Raw genomic sequence first — 18,118 nt, forward strand, 5'->3', positions numbered from 1 at the left:
CCTCCTAACAAAAAGGTCAAAAAGTATTATGAATCCACAAACGTTAATCGATGCCGATTTAAAGCATATTTGGCATCCTTGCACTCAAATGAAAGACCATGAAACGCTTCCGTTAATTCCGATTAAAAGCGGCAAAGGCGTCTATTTAACCGATTTTAATAACAACCGTTATATCGACGGCGTTAGTTCGTGGTGGGTCAATCTTTTCGGTCATGCACATCCCTATATCAATCAAAAAGTCAAAGAGCAAATCGACACGTTGGAACACGTCATTTTTGCCGGATTTACGCATGAACCCATTATCCGACTTTCCGAACGCTTGTGTAAGCTTGCGCCAAGAGGTCTGGAAAAATGCTTTTATGCCGATAACGGTTCAAGCGCGATCGAAGTCGCTTTGAAAATGAGCTTCCAATATCATCAAAACAAAGGGCAAAAGCGCCCTTTTTTCGTCTCTTTGCAAAACAGTTATCACGGAGAGACGATCGGTGCGCTTTCCGTGGGCGATGTTGCGTTGTATAAAGAGATTTACGAAGATATTTTAATACCGACGTTACAAGCACCCGTTCCCCAAGATCAAAGCGAAGAGGCGGCTCGTGAAGCCGCATCGGGATTGGAAGCTATTTTTAAAGAGAAGGGCTCGGAAATCGCCGCTTTTATTATCGAGCCGTTGATTCAATGTTCCGGTTACATGCACATGTATCATCCGCTTTACATTGCGCTTGCCAGCAAACTGTGTGATCGTTACGATATTCATCTTATTGCCGATGAAATAGCGGTTGGCTTCGGTCGAACGGGTAAAATGTTTGCGTGTGAGCATGCCGGTGTTAGTCCTGATTTTATGACCTTGTCCAAAGGACTTACGGGCGGATATTTACCGCTTTCGGTGGTCTTGACGACTCAAAAAGTGTACGATGCGTTTTATTGCGATTACACCGAATTCAAAGCTTTTTTACATTCACACAGCTACACGGGCAATCCGATCGCATGCAGTGCCGCAAATGCGGTGTTAGACCTGTTTGAAAACGAAGCGGTACTGGAAAAAAATCGTGAAAAAATTGCTTTTATCGCGCAATGCCTTGAGCGTTTTAAAACACTCGGTAATGTCAAAAGCGTGCGCCAAACGGGCATGATTGCCGCAGTCGAGCTTAAAACCTATCCCATTTCGTTTCGCGTTAATTTGAAAATTTTTCAGTACGCCTTAGGTAAAGGGGTTATTTTACGTCCGCTCGGCAACGTGGTCTATTTTATGCCTCCTTACGTCATCACATGTGAAGAGATCGAGACGATGATGGATGCCGCGTATGAGGCGATTGTAAGTCTAGATGCGCTATAATACGCCCCTTATTTTTAAGAAGGATTTTGCGTGAACATTCCCCACATCCCCGTACTTTTAAACGAAGTCAAAGCAGCTTTTCAAGGCATTGACGAGGGTGTTATCGTAGATTGTACGCTCGGATACGGCGGTCACAGCGAAGCCCTTTTGGAGCAAAATCCAAATCTTAAACTCATCGGTTGCGATCAAGACGCAGAGGCGTTAAACTTTAGTCAAAAACGCTTAGAGCGTTTTGGCGATCGCGTGCAGTTTGAACACGATAATTTTTCCAACGTGATCCAAAAGTATCGACACCTTCCGATTCGGGGAATTCTTGCCGATATCGGTGTTTCGTCGTTACAGCTGGATAAAAAAGAGCGTGGATTTGCCTTTGATTCGGACGTTTTGGATATGCGTATGAATCCCGAGCAAGAACTCAGTGCTTACGACGTGATCAACCGTTACGACCAAGACGCGTTGGCGTTTATTTTACGCGAGTACGGCGAGATTCACGAGTATAAAAAATTGGCGCAACTCATTTGCGAAGCACGGGCAAAAGCACCGATAAAGAGTGCTAAAGAGCTCTCCAAAATTGCCGAAAAAGTCGGCGGCAAGAAGAAAATTCATCCCTCAACGCTTCTGTTTCAAGCGATTCGCATCGAAGTCAATAACGAGCTGGGCGTTTTGAGCACGCTTTTAGAAAGTATCAAAAATGCCGATCTAGAGCATTGCATCGTGGGGATTATTTCGTTTCACTCCTTGGAAGATCGTATCGTCAAGCAAACGTTTAAACTGTGGAGTCAAAACTGTATTTGTCCTCCCGAAGTCATGCGATGTATGTGCGGTAACAACCATGCTATTGGAAAACTTCTGAGCAAAAAGCCGATCGAAGCGAGTGCCGCGGAGTTGAAAAAAAATCCCAGAAGTCGCAGTGCTAAACTTCGAATTTTTGAGATAAGAAGAGACTAATGGACGATAAAAATCAGCTACTCGATCAATACGATGCGGAACAAAGGGTCGAAAAAAATCTCGATTTTCGCTTTTTACTGCTGGTCTATATGGTCATCGGCGTCGCTTTTTTGCTGATTTTGCCGAAAATTTATATCAAAAATCAAATCTACTATATGAGCCGCGATATTAATAAACTCTACGGCGAGTATTCGATTCTCAAAGAAGAGAACCGCGTTTTGAAGCAAAATTTGGAAAATATCCGTTTTAAAAACCAGATTTTGGATACGATCTACATCAATTAATTTTCTTACATGTACGTTTTTTAGGAGTGCGATATGTCTTTTGAAATACAAACGATAGCTTTGTTCGTCGGTATCGGCGTGTGGATGATTGCTACGGCACTTTGGCTGTACGCTTCGTTTCGAGATAAAGCGAGGGAACTTGGCGAATTGCGTAGCTTTTGTACGACGCTTCAAAGCGAAAATATGGAACTCAGCGTTCAAAAAGCCAAATTGGAAGCCGAACTCGTCGCCCAAAAAGAGGGCAATGCCGCGTTAAAAGCCGATTTGGAAGAGCAGAGCCAAAAGTTGGAGCTCAAACTGAACGCCATTATGGAACAACACCTGGAGAAAAAGCTCCAAAAATTGGACGAAACATCGACCAAGTCGCTTGAAACGCTTTTAAAACCGTTTAAAGAAAATTTAGAAACTTTTAAAAAGAGCGTGGAAACGTCTCAAGAGCACAGTACGAAAAAATTTGCCGAACTCTCCAAAGAGATCGAACTCGTGGCGCGTGCGGGGCTCAATATCTCCAAAGAGGCGGAAAACCTGACCAAAGCACTCAAAGGTAAAAAACAGAGTCAAGGCAGTTGGGGCGAGATGATTTTGGAGAGCGTTTTGGAGTATTCTGGGCTTCTAAAAGGGGTGCATTACGAAACGCAAGAGAGTTATAAAGACGAAGAGGGACGCACCAAACGCCCCGACGTGATTATCAAGTTACCGCAAGAAAGAACGATCATTATCGATTCGAAAGTTTCCCTCAACAGTTACGACGAATACGTGCGCGCCGAGAGCGACGAAGAGAAACGTTATGCCGCCAAAACGTTAACGGCGGCGTTTCGCGAACATGTCGATACGCTGGATTCCAAAGATTACGCGCATTACCGACAAGGTACGCTTCAATACGTCTTTATGTTCGTGCCCATCGAAGGAGCGTTTTCGGTAGCCGTAAGCGAAGATCCGAAACTGTACGAGTATGCTTTGCGTAAGCATATCGCTATCGTCAACCCTTCCACGCTGACCGTTTCGTTGCGTACGATTTATCTCTACTGGCAAAGCGAACAGTCCAGTACGCTGGCTTCCAAACTCTTTGACGAAGCGGGAAAAATGTACGATAAAATGGTTGGTTTTGCCGAAAACTTTAGGCGAGTAGGTGCGCAAATTCAAACCCTCAACAACAGTTACGACATTGCGCATAAACAACTCACCGAAGGTTCGGGCAATATTATGAGTAGGGTTGAAAACCTCAAACGGCTCGGTGCAAAAGCGACGAAAAACCTTAAAGACGCCAAGATCGACTATCAAGATTTCAATCCCGAAGTCGAAACCGTTGAACTTTTGGAAGAGAAGCAAGACGAGCAAGAAACTGACATGTAAGGTTTTTCGTTTATCTTCGCAAAAGCCTTGAAGCGTTAGAATGTCACAAAAAACAAGGATAAAAAATGTCCGAAAAGCAGTTTGACCTTGACGTGAAAGGCATGACGTGTGCGGCATGTTCGGCGCGAATTGAACGTGTATTAAACAAAATAGAGGGCGTAAACGCCAACGTCAATCTTGCCGCCGAGAGTGCTCACGTCATCTCTTCCAACCCCGATATTACGTTAGAACACATCATCCAAACCATCGAAAAAACAGGCTTTCAAGCGAGCGAACTCGAAAAAGTCGATCCGGAGCAAAAAAGCTTGGAAAAAGAGCAGGAGTACCGCAAGCTCTTGATTCAATTTTGTATTGCGGCACTGCTGACGTTGCCGTTTTTTATCGAAATGCTTTTTATGCTCACGGGCTATCATCTTTGGCATATGCCGCCTTTTCTACAGCTTCTTTTAGCGAGCGTCGTACAGTTTTACGCCGGAGCAAAGTTTTACAAAGGTGCTTACAAAAGTTTGGCGGGCGGGGGTGCCAATATGGACGTTTTGGTCGTCTTAGGCACGAGTGCCGCGTATCTTCTAAGCCTTGGCGTAATGGTTTTAGGGCTTTCGGGGCATTTGTATTTTGAAGCTTCCGCATCGGTCATTACGTTGGTACTTTTAGGAAAACTCTTAGAACTTCGTGCGAAAGCGAAAACGGGGTTTGCCATCCAAAAGCTCCTTCATCTTCAGCCAAAAACCGCTTTTGTCGAAAAAGAGGGCAAACTTCACGAAGTCAGTATCGAAAGTTTACATGTCGGCGATATTTTCGTCGTCAAAGCGGGAGAGGGCATTCCTACCGACGGTATCGTTTTGGAAGGAGAGAGTGTGGTGGACGAGTCGATGATGACGGGAGAGAGCCTTCCCGTTCTCAAAAACCAAGGCGATAAGGTCGTGGGTGCAACGAAAAATGCGGACGGTATGCTCAAATGCCAAGCGACCAAAGTGGGATCTGATACTTTTTTAGCTTCGGTGGTCAAACTCATCGAAGAAGCGCAAGGCTCCAAAGCTCCTATTCAACGCCTTGCCGACACGATTTCGGGCATTTTCGTACCGGTCGTCGTGAGTATCGCCGCAATCACGTTTATTGCATGGTGGATGTTAGGTGCGGGATTTGAAAATGCGTTGATTAATGCCGTAGCGGTTTTGGTTATTGCGTGCCCGTGCGCCTTGGGGCTTGCGACGCCGACGGCAATTATGGTCGGCGTGGGACGCGGGGCGAGTGAAGGAATTTTGATCAAAAATGCCGAAGTGCTTGAAAACATCGGCAAAATCACGGCGGTAGTTTTCGATAAAACGGGAACCTTGACCTACGGCGACGTTAAGGTCAATGCCGTCGTCGCACACGATAATGCAAGTCCGGAGGAAATTTTAACGCTTTGTGCGGCATTGGAAGAGGGCTCAAACCATCCGCTTGCCAAAGCGATCGTTACCGCCGCCGCGTCTTCAAAACAGACGATGAGCGATTTTCACAATTATTCGGGGCTGGGAATTTCGGGCATTATCGAGGGCGTGCTTTATTACGCGGGGTCGCTTCACTTCGTCGCGCAAATGAGCGGATGCGACGTGAGCGCAAAGATCAAACCTTATGTAGAAGAGGGCAACAGCATCGTAGCGCTTGGAACGCAAGAGAGCATTTTAGGCTATATCGTCATTTCCGATACGCTTCGAGAGAGTGCCAAAGAGGCGATTGCTAAACTACGCGAACGAAATATCGACGTTTATATGCTCACGGGCGATCATGAAGCTAGCGCACACGCGATCGCCGAGCGTTTAGGGATTTCGCATGTTTTCGCCGAAGTGTTACCGCATCAAAAAGCCGATAAAATCGCTGAGCTCAAAGCGCAAAATGCATTTGTCTGTATGGTGGGGGATGGCATCAACGATGCGCCCGCCTTAGCACTTTCCGACGTTGCCGTAGCGATGGCGCAAGGCTCGGACATTGCCATCGAGAGTGCGGATTTGATTTTGACGAAAAACGATCCGATGAACGTTTTACACGCGATCGATCTCTCTCGTGCTACGATGTCAAAAATTAAACAAAACCTTTTCTTGGCATTTGTGTATAATACCCTAGCGATCCCGCTCGCCTTTTTAGGAATGCTGAGTCCCGTCGTTGCGGGTGCGGCAATGGCGATGAGTTCGGTATCGGTTGTGAGCAATTCGCTCCTACTTCGACGTTGGAAAATTAAACTTTAATCAAAGGAAAATCTATGGCAAATATAACGTTAACGGTCAAAGGCATGAGTTGCATGGGATGCGTCAAAAGCGTCAAAGGCGTGTTGGAAGCGATTAAAGGCGTGAGCAAAGTCGATGTCGATCTCGCCAGCGGAAAAACTGTCATCGAATACGATGCACCGATCGACGTCAGCGTGTTTGAAAAAGCGATCGACGAAGCAGGTTTTGAGGTCGTCGAACAATAATCGTGCTTGGAAGTAGGCGAACGCGCCTACTTCTCGAATAAAATCTTAATATACCGCTTTGCCCATAGTCCGAAAATCAGTATCCACAAACCGGCAATCGTTAAAATTGCGTGCATGTAGCCTATCTGCGGAAAAATACCAGCAATAATGCGTAAAAGCGTCATCACCTGAATCAATCCAAAGAGCGTTATCGCATACGCATCCGCTTTAGGCGTACGTCCGGAGTGTCCTAAAATAACGCGTGTCCCAAAACCGATCAAAACGGTGGTAAAATACCCCAGTGCCAAAGCGTGAAGCGGTGCTTTTTCGACGTAAATCGAAGCACTTAAGAGTGCGCTAAAATCGTGTACGACGAAAAGCGCAAAAGCAACGGGAACCCACCAGATCGAGAGAAACAGCACCCATAAAATCGCCGGAGCCTTGCTAAAGGGCAAACGCCATTTCAAGAGTTCGTAGGTCACGATAGCAAATAACGCACTATCCGCTACAAAAGCGTTGAGTTCGCATCCTTCCAAAAGCACTTTAAGCATCAATGCGACAAAGACGCTCTCTAAAAAATATGTGCTTTTGTTGATCGTGTAACCCGGAATTGTATTGGACGTAAAAAACGGCATCATTTTTTGCGAAACGATCAAAACGATCAAAAAGAGGTAAAGGTAAAACCCGCTTCCTAGCGCAAAACGGTAGACGTCGACGAAGAAGTCGGCGAAAAATAAGAGTTGCGAGAGCATGCCGAATGCAAATGCGACGAGCATCCACGTCGTATCTTTTTTAGCGGAGACGTGACTTGCTTTTTGCATTTGCCAAAGCGTCTTAAAAAGAAGGCAGTATCCGACGAAAATAAGCCCCATCGGAAGAAGCGTCGCTTTTTGGGAAAACAATGAAAGAGCGATAAACAGTACCCCGCCGCCGTTAATCAGCCAAACAATCGGCATATAGGTTTTTTGTGCAACCGAAGGACGGGCTAAATAACGGGGAAATACCGTCAATAAAAACCCTGCAAAAAATTGCGTAAAAATGACAAACGCCATCGCGTACGCATGGTAAAGTCCAAGGCTGACATGTAAGCTTAAAAGCCCCGTATACACGAATCCTAAAAGCGACACAAAGAAAAGCCCTTGCACCACGCCCGCAAAGAAAAAGATGCGGTGTGGTTGGGCTTTTAAGTTCTGAAATGCCGTCGTTTTAGGCGGCTCGGGTGGGGTTAAACTACTGACAAAAACCACAACAACTAGCCCCCCTATTGGCTGCATCGATAGTGGCAGTTAGCGCTTCGTCATAATTAGGCTCTTCGGTAATCTCAGGAACCACCTGTTTGTAGACGATCTTGCCGTCTTTGCTGATCACAAAAAGGGCGCGCGCACATAACCCTTGAAGCGCTCCATCACCGATGAGCATGCCGTATGTGCGTGCAAACGCTTTATCTCTAAAGTCACTACCGACGGTGAGGTTTTCGATGCCTGCCACATTGCAAAATTTCGCCGCCGCAAACGGTAAGTCCATCGAAACAATCGTCACGTCGATGTTCTCATACTTCGTCGCTTCTTGGTTAAAACGTCTCGCTTCTGCGTCACACACAGGCGTGTCTAAAGAGGGCACAGCGATGATGAGTTGAGCTTTGTTGCTTTCTCCACCGATGGTTTTCTCCTGCAAATCAGGTGTCGTTACTTTCACCAAAGGCGCATAGTTTCCCACCTCTTGATAGTTCCCCTCTAACTTTACAGGAGTTCCTTTAAGGGCTGTCTTGTCAATTTTCGCCGTAAAAATCATGTCAATCCTTTCTCGTATTTTATATGAGAGCAATTTTATCCCATTTAAAACAAAAAAACCTTGATCTACATCTATGTTTTTGAAAGTTGTTTACATGTAAAGTCTTATTTCATCGTGAAATATTTTTGAAATGTGAGACTAAATCAAGCTAGAATGAGCGTAAAGTTTTACATGTAAAAAGGGAAACTCAAATGGAAAATCAAAATGTTGTTTTATATACCGATGATTTGGGACATGTGAATTTAGAAGTGAGCTTAGAGAATGAGACAGTTTGGCTGAGTCAAAAGCAACTATGTGAACTTTTTGACAGAGACAAATCGGTCATTTCTAGGCATATTAAGAACATCTACAAAGAAGGTGAACTTGAAGAAAATTCAGTTGTTGCAAAAAATGCAACAACTGCGAGCGACGGTAAAACCTATGTTGTTGAATTTTACAATCTCGATATGATTGTCTCTTTAGGGTATCGTGTTAATTCAAAACGAGCGACTGAGTTTCGAAAATGGGCGACCAATGTTTTGAAACAGTATCTCATCAAAGGCTACGCCCTCAACCACCATCGCATCAATGCTCAAAGTCTGAGTGAACTTACCGCCACGATGGAGTTGGTGCGAAAAAGCATCGAAACGCAAGAACTCAGCAGTAACGAAGCCAAAGGTTTGTTTGACATCATCAACAATTATGCCAAAACGTGGGCATTGCTTCAAGGTTATGACTCAGACGCCCTTCATGCACTGCAAGGCACGCTATATCAGCGGTTCATTTTAGACTACGATGAAGCCAAGAGTGCCATTAAAGCGCTCAAAAAAGACCTAATGGCAAAAGGCGATGCAACAGAGCTTTTCGGTAATGAAAAAGCGGGTGAATTTCAAAGCGCACTGCTCAATATCTATCAAACGTTTAGCGGGGTTGATCTGCTTCCAAGCATTGAAGAAAAAGCGGCAAATCTGCTCTACTATGTCATCAAAGACCATGCCTTTAGTGATGGCAATAAACGCATTGGTTCGTTTTTGTTCATTCTCTTTTTACATAAAAACGGCATCGCTTATAAGCCAAACGGAGAGCCTAAAATCAACGATAACGCTCTGGTCTCACTTGCTCTTTTAGTCGCCGCAAGTGAGCCAAGTCAAAAAGAGCTAATGGTCAAACTCATCGTCAATATTTTAGGTGAAACAGACTAAAATACGTTTACATGTAAAGATTGAAAGGAGGAAAAATGCAATACAAACTGATCACAGGACCTGATGACTCAACCTTTTGTGCAAGAATCACGGAGTTTTTAAATAACGGCTGGAAGTTACATGGCAATCCTGCCATAACGTTTAATGGTCAAACAGTCATAGCAGCACAAGCGATTGTGAAAGAAGAAGATAAAGACGTAAAGGCGTGCGGTTTTACGAACTAAGAGCTTTGCGTGACAAAGCTCTTAGTCAATGCTTTCAAACAACTCAGGTCGGTACTCAAAGTGCATCGTGTCGTAGTGGTACCATCTGCCGCCCCAGACGAAGCCGTGTTTTTCAAAAATATCGACGATCTCTTTGGGAAATTCATTGTGAAAGGTGTGCGTTTTATCCCACTGCCAGTAGCGAGAGTAGTGGGTGTCTAGGTCGATGGCGATGCCGTAGCTGTGAGCACTGAGGCGTTCGGTTTTGGCGATTTTTCGGTAGTAGTACGTGCCGTCGACTTTTTTGAGATACTTCATGTACTCTTCAGGCAGTTTGTCTAGCTCATCGGAGACTTTTTGAAGTTGTACGCTCGCGTTTTCGTTTTTATTAAATTGCAGTTTTTTGCCGCCGTGGTTGGGAAGCCAGTTTACGGTTGTGAGGTTTTTTTCGATCTCGCTTTTGCTCGTTCCGTAGAGTTTTTTCAAAAAAGCATCATTGCGAAAGCGACCTGGGTCATCGTTGAGCGCTGGAGCGGTGATGGGTGCAAAAGCGGGGTATTTTTGGCTAAACATATCTTCGATGTCCGCATTTTCGAGCAACTGATCAAAGGTTTTTACTTTTTTATCATCATACGGTAGGGTGCTTCCATCCATAAAAAAGACGGTATTGTCCTTGATGACTTTCACACTGGGGTATTTTTGCACAAGGTTGTTGCTTTTAGGATTGGCGGGTTTGATGGTAATACCCTCAACGCGGTTGATGAGAAGCCCTTGTTCAGGCACATTGGGCTGATTGGCACCGACATAAAGGTCAGAGATGATGGCTTTACCGATGACATTGCGACCCTCTTTGCCATCCTCCATCGTTCGCACTCCCCAGATGTTTTGCATGACAAGTGCTTTACCCTCATACTCGCCCGCATAGAGCATAATGTGACCTTTGAGGTAGATCAGGCTTAAAAAGGCTATGCCGTTTTTGAGTATCATCGCTTCTTTTTCCTTCGGTGTGAGATCTTTGAGTGAGACGTATTCGCCAAAACTTTTTTGTGCGGCTGAATTGCGTGGAATCCAAATGCCAAAAGGGGAAAGGAAGTCGCGCGTCATTGCCGAGCAGTCACGATTAGCAAGAAAGCCGCCCCATCCGTATTTTTCACCCAAAAGTGCGTCGCCGATTTGACTGAGATTTTCTTTTGTAAAATCAATCGGCACGATTTGCGCAACACTTTTTGGGATGCGCAGTTCTAATTTTTGCGCCTGAAAGTTGGCATCGCGTGTGTACATGTACGCGTGAAAAAAGTCGTTGTCCTCACGTGGCACGATGGGCAAGATAGCGCCTATTTTGGCGTAAGTGATGAAGCGCTGTTGGGCATTGTAAAGCGGCACATTGTCTTTGACGATGGCGATTTTGGTCGCGTTGATAAACTTGGTTCGCTCGGGAGCGTTTACAAGTACGAAACTCTCCGTTGGAATCCACCCTGAAGCAAATGAGCTCTCCACAAATGCCCAAGCACCATCACGGCTGTAGTGTGAAATGATAATGGGTTCTGCGATGTGAATGCGTGAGGTTTGCAAGTAGTCAAAGGGGTAGCCTTCTCCCGGCAAGGTTGTCTTTTTGAAAAAAGGCTTTTCAGTAGGAAGGTTGCGCATCTGCGCATTTTGGATCATAATCGCATGGGCATTGATGCTTCCATACGCCTCTTTGTTGGTACTTTGGATGATCGCATCGATCTCGTCGCCATCGATGAGCTGTAAGTTCTCGCCATAGTAGCGATTTTTCAGTCCGTACGATCGGTTTGCCCACAGTGCGTCCTCTTTGTCGTGGCTCACATGCGTTCGAAACCAAGGGCTGTAGTAGCGGTAGGTAAAGTCATCTTGTGCGACCTTTTGCGGCGAGACATTTTGCGCTAAAAAGTCTACTTTTTGCGGGTACAAAAGCATCGCGTTAGAAGCCGCATTTTGGGCTACAACCGCTTGGGGTGTCGGCTCTTTGGGTGTACAACCGCTGAGAAAAAAGAGTGTACATGTAAAAAGAAAAATATTTCGTAATGACATATGTGAAGCCTTGAATTTTCTTAATGCTATAATACCAAAAACAACTTAGGAAGCCTCTTTGAACGTAGCACAAAAACTCATCGACATTTTAAAAAAAGAGAACGTATTGCTCACAGGCGGTGCGGGAGTGGGTAAGAGTTATCTGGTCGGTGAAGTGGTGACGGAGCTTCGAAAAGTCGGTAAACAGGTGGTCGTTCTTGGAAGTACAGGTGTCAGTGCGGTCAATGTGGGTGGTCAAACCCTGCACAGCTTTTTTGCCTTTGGTATCTGCAATCATCTTGATGAACTGACTCGTCATGACCGTTATACCAAAGCGAGGCTTGTAGAGATCAAAAAGGTGTTGACACGCTGCGATCTTTTGGTCATCGATGAGATCAGCATGGTTTCGGCGGATCTGCTTGATATGATCTATTATCGTCTGCGCAATGCGGGATTTGAGGGAAGTGTACTCTTTGTGGGCGATTTTTTCCAACTTCCTCCCGTTTCAAAAGGCAAAGACGATAGCTTATGGGGCGGGTTTGAGTATGCGTTTGAGAGCAGTTCGTGGAATGCTTTTGAGCCAGTGGTCGTGGAGCTGACCATCACGAAGCGTACGCACGATGCACAGTTTTTTGAGCATCTTGGCAAGATACGACGAGGCATTTTGGAAAGTGATACCATCGCATACCTTGAAGCGTTACGCGCCAATGTGAGTGTTTGGGACAATGATCCGACCGTTTTGTTCGGCAGAAACAAAGAAGCGGAGATGCTCAACATTCAAAAATTGGCACAGATTGAGAGTGAGCCTATCGTGCTGAAAGCGAAAGAAAAAGTACACGAGCAGTCTTTACATGTAAACAAGATCGAAGGGTGGAAAAACGCGCTTCCTATCCCCGTTGACTTGACCTTAAAAGTGGGTGCGAAGGTGCTTTTTTGTACCAACAAATGGGGCAAATACTACAACGGCGAAACGGGCATCGTTCGTGCCATCGAAGGTGAGAGTGTTTTGGTGGAAAAAGCAGGTGAATGGGTCAAAGTAGAACGCCAAGAGTACACCTTGCATGAAAATGTCGTGATGGAAGGCGAAGTCAAAGAAAAGCCGCTCGTTTCTCTTGAACAGTTTCCGCTCAAACTAGCCTATGCCATCACGATTCACAAAAGCCAAGGCATGAGCATCGACTCACTGGTGTGTAACATCAACACCATTTTTGAAAAGAGTCAATTTTACGTGGCGATTTCAAGGGCACGCGAGCCTAAACAGTTGTTGCTAGACTATCATTATCAGAGGTTCCAAGAACACTTAGTACGATGCGTGCAAGTCTCTCCCAAAGTGGGTGAGTTTTACCGAAAATCAGACATATTAAAAATCGAAGAGCCCAAGCCAGATTCACTTTTTGATGCATTTTGACGATTTACATGTAAAATACAAGGAGTCATCCATGGAACTCAATGTCAGTTACGAAAGCACGTCTAGTACGACAAAACGCGCAAGCAATGTCTCTCTTGAAGAGGCACAAAAAAACAAGCTGAGCGGTAAAGATATTTTTAACAGTTACTTGGCAGAGTACCAAAAAGAGATGATGGCACAATCGCGTGCGACGTTTGGTACACAAGCCGATACATTTCGTTTAGCCGACATTGGCTATACGGGAAAACCCATTGGGCAACTCAGCCAAGATGAAGCCAAAGCCTTGGTCGCAGACGATGGCTTTTTTGGCATCGCACAGACGAGTGCGCGCATCGCCGATTTTGTCATCAACGGCGCGGGCGATGATCTTTCTAAGCTTCAAGCGGGACGCTCGGGAATGCTTCAAGGTTTTGATGAAGCCGAGAAACTTTGGGGTGGAAAATTACCTGAAATTAGTTATACTACGATGCAAAAAGCACTTGAAAAAGTTGATGCACGCATCGCCGAACTTGGCGGGAGTGTACTCGACACATCCGTATAACAAAGGCTCATATGAGATACCTAGTCGTTGTATTTTTATTCTTACATGTCAGTCTTTTTGCCGAGACGTTGGCAATTGAGCATTTCAAAGCCAACGTCTTTGCAAAGTCCGATAAAAAGCCAGTTGAAGTAACGCTCGGGCTTATTTTTGAAGGCAACGATATTAAGAAAAACGAATACAAAGCTATCGACGCGCTGAATATCGTCATTGGCAGTTATTATGCCGAAGATTTGGTTACCTCACGCGGAAAAGAGCTTTTAAAAGCGACGTTAATCGCATATGCCAAAAAAACACACAATATAACGATCGATTCGGTTTTTATTAAAGAACTCACCGTGAAAACCAATCCGACCACCCAAGAGATCGTCGAAGCGATCAAAAAAGAGGGCGTTTTTCAGCAACAACAGCAAAATACCGCACCCAGACAACAACAATCCCCGCAACTCAACCTTGCACCGCCTTTACCGAAGCGTTCGTTAATCCCGGAAGAAAATGGAATCAACTTTTAATGCGTGAATTCGAAGCCGCTAAAGAACTTTTCAAAGACGCTATCGATCCGTCGTTTTATTTTGACAGTATCAGTGCCGAAATTGCACGCAAAAAGCTCCAAGAATCCATCGGAGACGAGTCCGTGCCGTTGATTTTTATCGTCGGCGATCCGGGCGTGGGAAAAAGTCATATGATGCGCTTTATGCATCATGCGACGGCGGTACGTTCGCTAACCGTTTTTATCGATCATCCGTTTTTCGAACCTAAAGATTTATTTAAACAGCTCTACGACGTACGCGGTATGGAGTTTTTGCCGCATAAAACGCAAGGCGAGATGCTTGAAGAGTTATTCGAAGCTTTCGTCGGATTGCGATGCACAATTTTCATCGACGAGGCACAACTGCTCAACGACGATCAATTTGAGCTGATTCGTATTTTAGGCGATTATAAACTGTTTCAATTTGTCTTGGCGATGCACAAAGACGAAGGGGTACGGTTATTGCGTAAAAAGCAGTTTCAAACCCGTTCAAAATGGGTCATAGAGTACGGAAATCTCGATGAGCACGAAGTTTTACGCTATATCCATGCTCTGTTGATGTCTCATTCGTACGGCGATATTGCGTGTATGTTTTCCAAAAGTGAAGCAAAAATTATCACGCGTTACACGCAAGGCAATTTTCGCACGATTAAAAAATTTTGCTATACGTTGATGAAATTGCTTGCCTATGCACATAAAAACAACCTTGCCAAATACCGAAAAATAACGCGTTGCCTTTTAACGATGACGGCACTCGATATAGGACTGATTCATGACGCCTAATCGTTTTTTGGACTTGGAAAAACGGTGCGCTAAGCTCCGAAAAAAACGTACGATGAAAATTTTAAGCCTTTGTTTAGGGCTCTTTTGCCTTAGTGCGGCGGTTGTTTATGCGTATCGTCCCGCTTGGTTCGGCATTCATCACAAGGGCGAGGCACCGATCGTTGCTCCGGTTGTGACTAAGTCCGCAGAGACGATTCCCACTCCCGTTTCCGTACCGCCGATTGAAGCGGCACCTTTGAATGAGGTTGCCAAACCCAAAGCCAAAGAGATCCTTTTTTTAGGCGTTAGCGGTCTGCACTCTAAAGCCTCTTTACCCGAAAAAGAGTCCGAAGAAGCTTTACGTGCTTTACAAGAAGAGCGCAAGCTCGTCGAAGCTTTTTCCAAAGAACCCGATTTTAAAAATGCGTACGCTTTAGCGGAGTTTTATTTTCATCTTCGAGCCTATCAAGAGACGATTCTTTGGGCACAAAAAGCAAGTACGTACGATACCCATTCGCCGTTGCCTCGTCTTTTGTACGCCAAAGCAAAATTTCATCTTGGCTATCCGCAAGAAGCTATAAGCTCTTTAGAATTATTTTTAAGCTATATTAAATCTCCCGAAGTTGAAGCACTTCTCACTTTTTACAAAGGACAGCAATGAAAATTTTAGTTGTATGGTTTGGACTTTTGTTGACGATGTCTTACGCTTATACGTATAAAGAGCTTACCCGCGATTATGAGGCAAAAAATTACGATAAAGTCTGTAACGACGCCGCTTCTCAAAGTTATTTGAAAAATGAGAAAAACGAGCAAATTTTGGTAATGATCGGAGATGCGTGCGCCAAAACCGATTCGATTAATCCGTTAGGCAATATCTCAAAAAACCTTATCAGCACAAAAGAGTACCGTGAAAGCGGTTCGTATTTTGCAACGCTGCTGCTTCAAAAAAAGCTTATCTATCAATTTATGCACGATGCGATCAACCTTAAAGAGTTAACCTTACCGCGAACCGATCATGTGCTCTCACGCGTGTTTGAACAGCTTTCAAAAGGCAATTACAAAGAAGGTTCCAACGGCATCGAAATCACGACCGATACGATGGACTATCTGTTGTGGCTTTCCAAAGACGAGCCGAAAAAAGTCTATATCGATGAGCATAAAGACGGAAAATTGGTTCAACGTCACTGGTATTTGTAAACGTTTTTACCTAGATTTTGGGTGAGTTGGACTACAATTTCGCCTCAAATGTTTTTTCTAGGAATACCATGCCTCTAAGCCGTTTAAATCCCGAACAAAAAAGTGCCGCAACCGCACCGTTAGGGTACAATCTTATTATCGCAAGTGCCGGAACGGGCAAAACGTCTACGATCGTGGCACGTTTAGCCTACTTGCTCGGACGAGGCATCGCCCCTTCTCAAATACTGCTTTTAACGTTTACCAACAAAGCCGCCGCCGAGATGATCGAGCGCGTGGGCGTTTTTTTTAACACGTCGATTACCTCTCAAATCGAATCGGGAACCTTTCATGCGGTCAGTTATCGTCTGCTCAAAAAAATGGGCTACAACATCGTTTTAAAACAGCCTAAAGACCTGAAAATTTTACTCAAAACCATTGTGGAGCGAAGACGGTTCGATCATATCGAATCGGGCGTTAAAGCTTACAGCGCGGGTTACCTATACGATCTTTTTTCGCTCTATCAAAACAGTACCGTGACGCAAAGCTTTACCGAATGGTTGGCGGAAAACGACAGTGAACACGGCGTTTTTTTTGACATTTACGAAGATATTTTTGAAGAGTTTAAAGCACTCAAACACGAATTCGGATACGTGGATTTTAACGATTTGTTGATTTTGATGCGCGAAGCATTGACGAAAAACGATCTGATCGGTTTTGAGGAAGTCTTAATCGACGAGTACCAAGACACGAACACCTTACAAGGCTCTTTGATCGACGCGTTTCGTTCCAAGTCGCTTTTTTGCGTAGGAGATTACGATCAGAGTATTTACGCCTTTAACGGTGCCAACATCGACATCATCGGCTCTTTTGCGACGCGTTACCCCAATGCCAATGTTTTTACGCTCAATAAAAATTACCGATCATCTCATAAAATTCTCTCCTTAGCCAATCGCGTCATCGAACAAAATCCAAGGCTCTACGAAAAGCACTTGGAAGTCACGCGCGAAGGAGCGTTTGAAGCACCGCAACTGCTGATTTACGATGAGTTGTTCGCTCAATACCATTCCATCGCTTCGTTGATTCGCAATTCCGCCAATCCGCCGCAGGAAATTGCCGTTATTTTCCGCAATAACTCTACCGCGGACGGCATTGAGGCAACGCTACGAGAACAAGGCATTGCCTGTAAGCGAAAAGGAGGCATCAGCTTTTTTGACGCGGCTGAAGTCAAGGCGATGTTAGACCTTGTGGGCGTCGTGGTCAACCCCAAAGATATGATGGCGTTTATTCATACGTTTGAGTATGCTAGAGGCGTGGGGAGTTCTCTTTCGAAAGAACTGTTTGACGCCCTTTTTAAATTGGGCGAGGGCAATATTTACGAAGGGTTTTTTCATCCCAAATCCGGTGTCGAAGACCTGTTTAAAAAACGTCCCAAGAACCATCAGTTAGGGCTTTTTGACGAGATTTACGATTTGGGGAGCGTGAGCCGTTTTTACAATTTGGGTTTTGAAGAGTTATTTTTATCCAGTCCGATTTTAAAGCACCCGCGTTTGAGCGTTGATGGGGCGAAGTTTTTATACCAATTTTACAAATTTATGAAACATGCCACGCGCATTAAAACGCCGCAAAGTCTCATCAATCACGTTTTAAGCTCCGAAGTATTCAGCGCGATCGCCGAAACTTTGGCACTTAAACGTTCGATTAAAAAAGACGGCAGTGTCGATGAAAAACAAAAAACCGAAGCACGCTCACGCATCTTTCGCAAAGGGCACCTGCTCAAAGACCTTTCAAGTTCGTACGCTTCGAGCGAGCGTTTTTTAAATGCCTTAACGTTAGGAAGCAACGAAATGAGCGAAGGCGAGGGGGTCAATTTGCTCAGCATTCATGCGAGCAAAGGGCTGGAGTTTAAAGAAGTCTACGTCATCGACCTCATGGACGGACGCTTCCCCAATCGAAAGCTGATGCAAAAGGGTGGAAGTTTGGAAGAAGAGCGTCGCCTTTTTTACGTAGCGACCACACGGGCCAAAGATACGCTTTATCTTTCGTATGCCAAGTACGACAAAATCAAAAAGATTAGCTATACCCATTCACCGTTTTTAGTTGAAGCGGGAATGGTACATTAAGTTTTAAAGTCATCTCTTACTTTAAACGGA

18 protein-coding genes are annotated in these 18,118 nt (G+C 44.8%); 15 read left to right on the forward strand and 3 right to left on the reverse strand.

All coding sequences use genetic code 11. The annotated features are described in order from the left end of the window. Window positions 1–28: 28 nt before the first annotated feature. From UCH003_RS05150 to UCH003_RS05175, 6 genes are all read left to right on the forward strand, one after another. Window positions 29–1,333 carry an adenosylmethionine--8-amino-7-oxononanoate transaminase gene (locus UCH003_RS05150; protein ID WP_060825694.1) on the forward strand — a complete coding sequence of 435 codons (1,305 nt, stop codon included), beginning with the start codon at window positions 29–31 and terminating at the stop codon, window positions 1,331–1,333. Between the two features lie 30 nt (window positions 1,334–1,363). Then, window positions 1,364–2,281 (forward strand): 16S rRNA (cytosine(1402)-N(4))-methyltransferase RsmH, encoded by a 918-nt coding sequence (rsmH, locus tag UCH003_RS05155; protein WP_060825695.1) that lies wholly within the window; start codon window positions 1,364–1,366, stop codon window positions 2,279–2,281. Then, on the forward strand, window positions 2,281–2,565 hold the full coding sequence (locus UCH003_RS05160; protein WP_039672778.1) for a hypothetical protein: 285 nt from the start codon (window positions 2,281–2,283) through the stop codon (window positions 2,563–2,565). The genes rsmH and UCH003_RS05160 overlap by 1 nt, the downstream gene beginning before the upstream one ends. A 33-nt stretch (window positions 2,566–2,598) precedes the next feature. Then, on the forward strand, window positions 2,599–3,918 hold the full coding sequence (gene rmuC / locus UCH003_RS05165; RefSeq protein ID WP_060825696.1) for a DNA recombination protein RmuC: 1,320 nt from the start codon (window positions 2,599–2,601) through the stop codon (window positions 3,916–3,918). A 65-nt stretch (window positions 3,919–3,983) separates the two neighbouring features. Beyond that, window positions 3,984–6,146, forward strand: coding sequence for a heavy metal translocating P-type ATPase (locus UCH003_RS05170; RefSeq protein ID WP_060825697.1), 2,163 nt, complete (start codon window positions 3,984–3,986; stop codon window positions 6,144–6,146). A 14-nt stretch (window positions 6,147–6,160) separates the two neighbouring features. Then, window positions 6,161–6,370 (forward strand): heavy-metal-associated domain-containing protein, encoded by a 210-nt coding sequence (locus UCH003_RS05175; RefSeq protein WP_060825698.1) that lies wholly within the window; start codon window positions 6,161–6,163, stop codon window positions 6,368–6,370. Window positions 6,371–6,396: 26 nt separating this feature from the next. Here UCH003_RS05175 and UCH003_RS05180 read toward each other — a convergent pair whose 3' ends face one another. Then, a complete protein-coding gene (locus UCH003_RS05180) occupies window positions 6,397–7,596 on the reverse strand; it encodes an NnrS family protein (RefSeq protein WP_060825699.1) in 1,200 nt (399 codons plus the stop codon). Next, window positions 7,580–8,140 carry a thiol peroxidase gene (gene tpx, locus UCH003_RS05185; RefSeq protein WP_082709153.1) on the reverse strand — a complete coding sequence of 187 codons (561 nt, stop codon included), beginning with the start codon at window positions 8,138–8,140 and terminating at the stop codon, window positions 7,580–7,582. The genes UCH003_RS05180 and tpx overlap by 17 nt, the downstream gene beginning before the upstream one ends. A 191-nt stretch (window positions 8,141–8,331) precedes the next feature. On the opposite strand from tpx, the gene rhuM reads away from it, so the two are divergent. Together rhuM and UCH003_RS05195 are read left to right on the forward strand one after the other, a co-directional pair. Beyond that, complete coding sequence (gene rhuM / locus UCH003_RS05190; RefSeq protein ID WP_060825700.1) at window positions 8,332–9,321, forward strand: Fic family protein; 990 nt, start codon at window positions 8,332–8,334, stop codon at window positions 9,319–9,321. A 35-nt stretch (window positions 9,322–9,356) separates the two neighbouring features. Continuing rightward, a complete protein-coding gene (locus UCH003_RS05195) occupies window positions 9,357–9,545 on the forward strand; it encodes a DUF1737 domain-containing protein (protein ID WP_060825701.1) in 189 nt (62 codons plus the stop codon). Between the two features lie 21 nt (window positions 9,546–9,566). Here UCH003_RS05195 and UCH003_RS05200 read toward each other — a convergent pair whose 3' ends face one another. Continuing rightward, window positions 9,567–11,576, reverse strand: coding sequence for an SH3 domain-containing protein (locus UCH003_RS05200; RefSeq protein WP_060825702.1), 2,010 nt, complete (start codon window positions 11,574–11,576; stop codon window positions 9,567–9,569). Window positions 11,577–11,634: 58 nt separating this feature from the next. On the opposite strand from UCH003_RS05200, the gene UCH003_RS05205 reads away from it, so the two are divergent. The 7 genes from UCH003_RS05205 (at window position 11,635) to UCH003_RS05235 (ending at window position 18,088) form a co-directional block, all read left to right on the forward strand. Next, window positions 11,635–12,963, forward strand: a complete 1,329-nt coding sequence (locus UCH003_RS05205) for an ATP-dependent DNA helicase (RefSeq protein ID WP_060825703.1) — start codon at window positions 11,635–11,637, stop codon at window positions 12,961–12,963. A 31-nt stretch (window positions 12,964–12,994) separates the two neighbouring features. Next, on the forward strand, window positions 12,995–13,504 hold the full coding sequence (locus UCH003_RS05210; RefSeq protein ID WP_060825704.1) for a hypothetical protein: 510 nt from the start codon (window positions 12,995–12,997) through the stop codon (window positions 13,502–13,504). An 11-nt stretch (window positions 13,505–13,515) separates the two neighbouring features. Next, the gene (locus UCH003_RS05215; RefSeq protein WP_060825705.1) at window positions 13,516–14,013 is read left to right on the forward strand and encodes a hypothetical protein; all 498 of its coding nucleotides are present in this window, start codon (window positions 13,516–13,518) and stop codon (window positions 14,011–14,013) included. Next, on the forward strand, window positions 14,013–14,813 hold the full coding sequence (locus UCH003_RS05220) for an ATP-binding protein (protein ID WP_060825706.1): 801 nt from the start codon (window positions 14,013–14,015) through the stop codon (window positions 14,811–14,813). Before UCH003_RS05215 ends, UCH003_RS05220 begins: the two co-directional genes overlap by 1 nt. Then, complete coding sequence (locus UCH003_RS05225; protein ID WP_060825707.1) at window positions 14,803–15,453, forward strand: CDC27 family protein; 651 nt, start codon at window positions 14,803–14,805, stop codon at window positions 15,451–15,453. The genes UCH003_RS05220 and UCH003_RS05225 overlap by 11 nt, the downstream gene beginning before the upstream one ends. Next, a complete protein-coding gene (locus UCH003_RS05230; RefSeq protein WP_039672754.1) occupies window positions 15,450–15,989 on the forward strand; it encodes a hypothetical protein in 540 nt (179 codons plus the stop codon). Before UCH003_RS05225 ends, UCH003_RS05230 begins: the two co-directional genes overlap by 4 nt. Window positions 15,990–16,057: 68 nt before the next feature. Next, on the forward strand, window positions 16,058–18,088 hold the full coding sequence (locus UCH003_RS05235) for an ATP-dependent helicase (RefSeq protein ID WP_060825708.1): 2,031 nt from the start codon (window positions 16,058–16,060) through the stop codon (window positions 18,086–18,088). Window positions 18,089–18,118 lie beyond the last annotated feature (30 nt).

Source organism: Sulfurospirillum cavolei (genome assembly GCF_001548055.1).
Taxonomy (GTDB): domain Bacteria; phylum Campylobacterota; class Campylobacteria; order Campylobacterales; family Sulfurospirillaceae; genus Sulfurospirillum.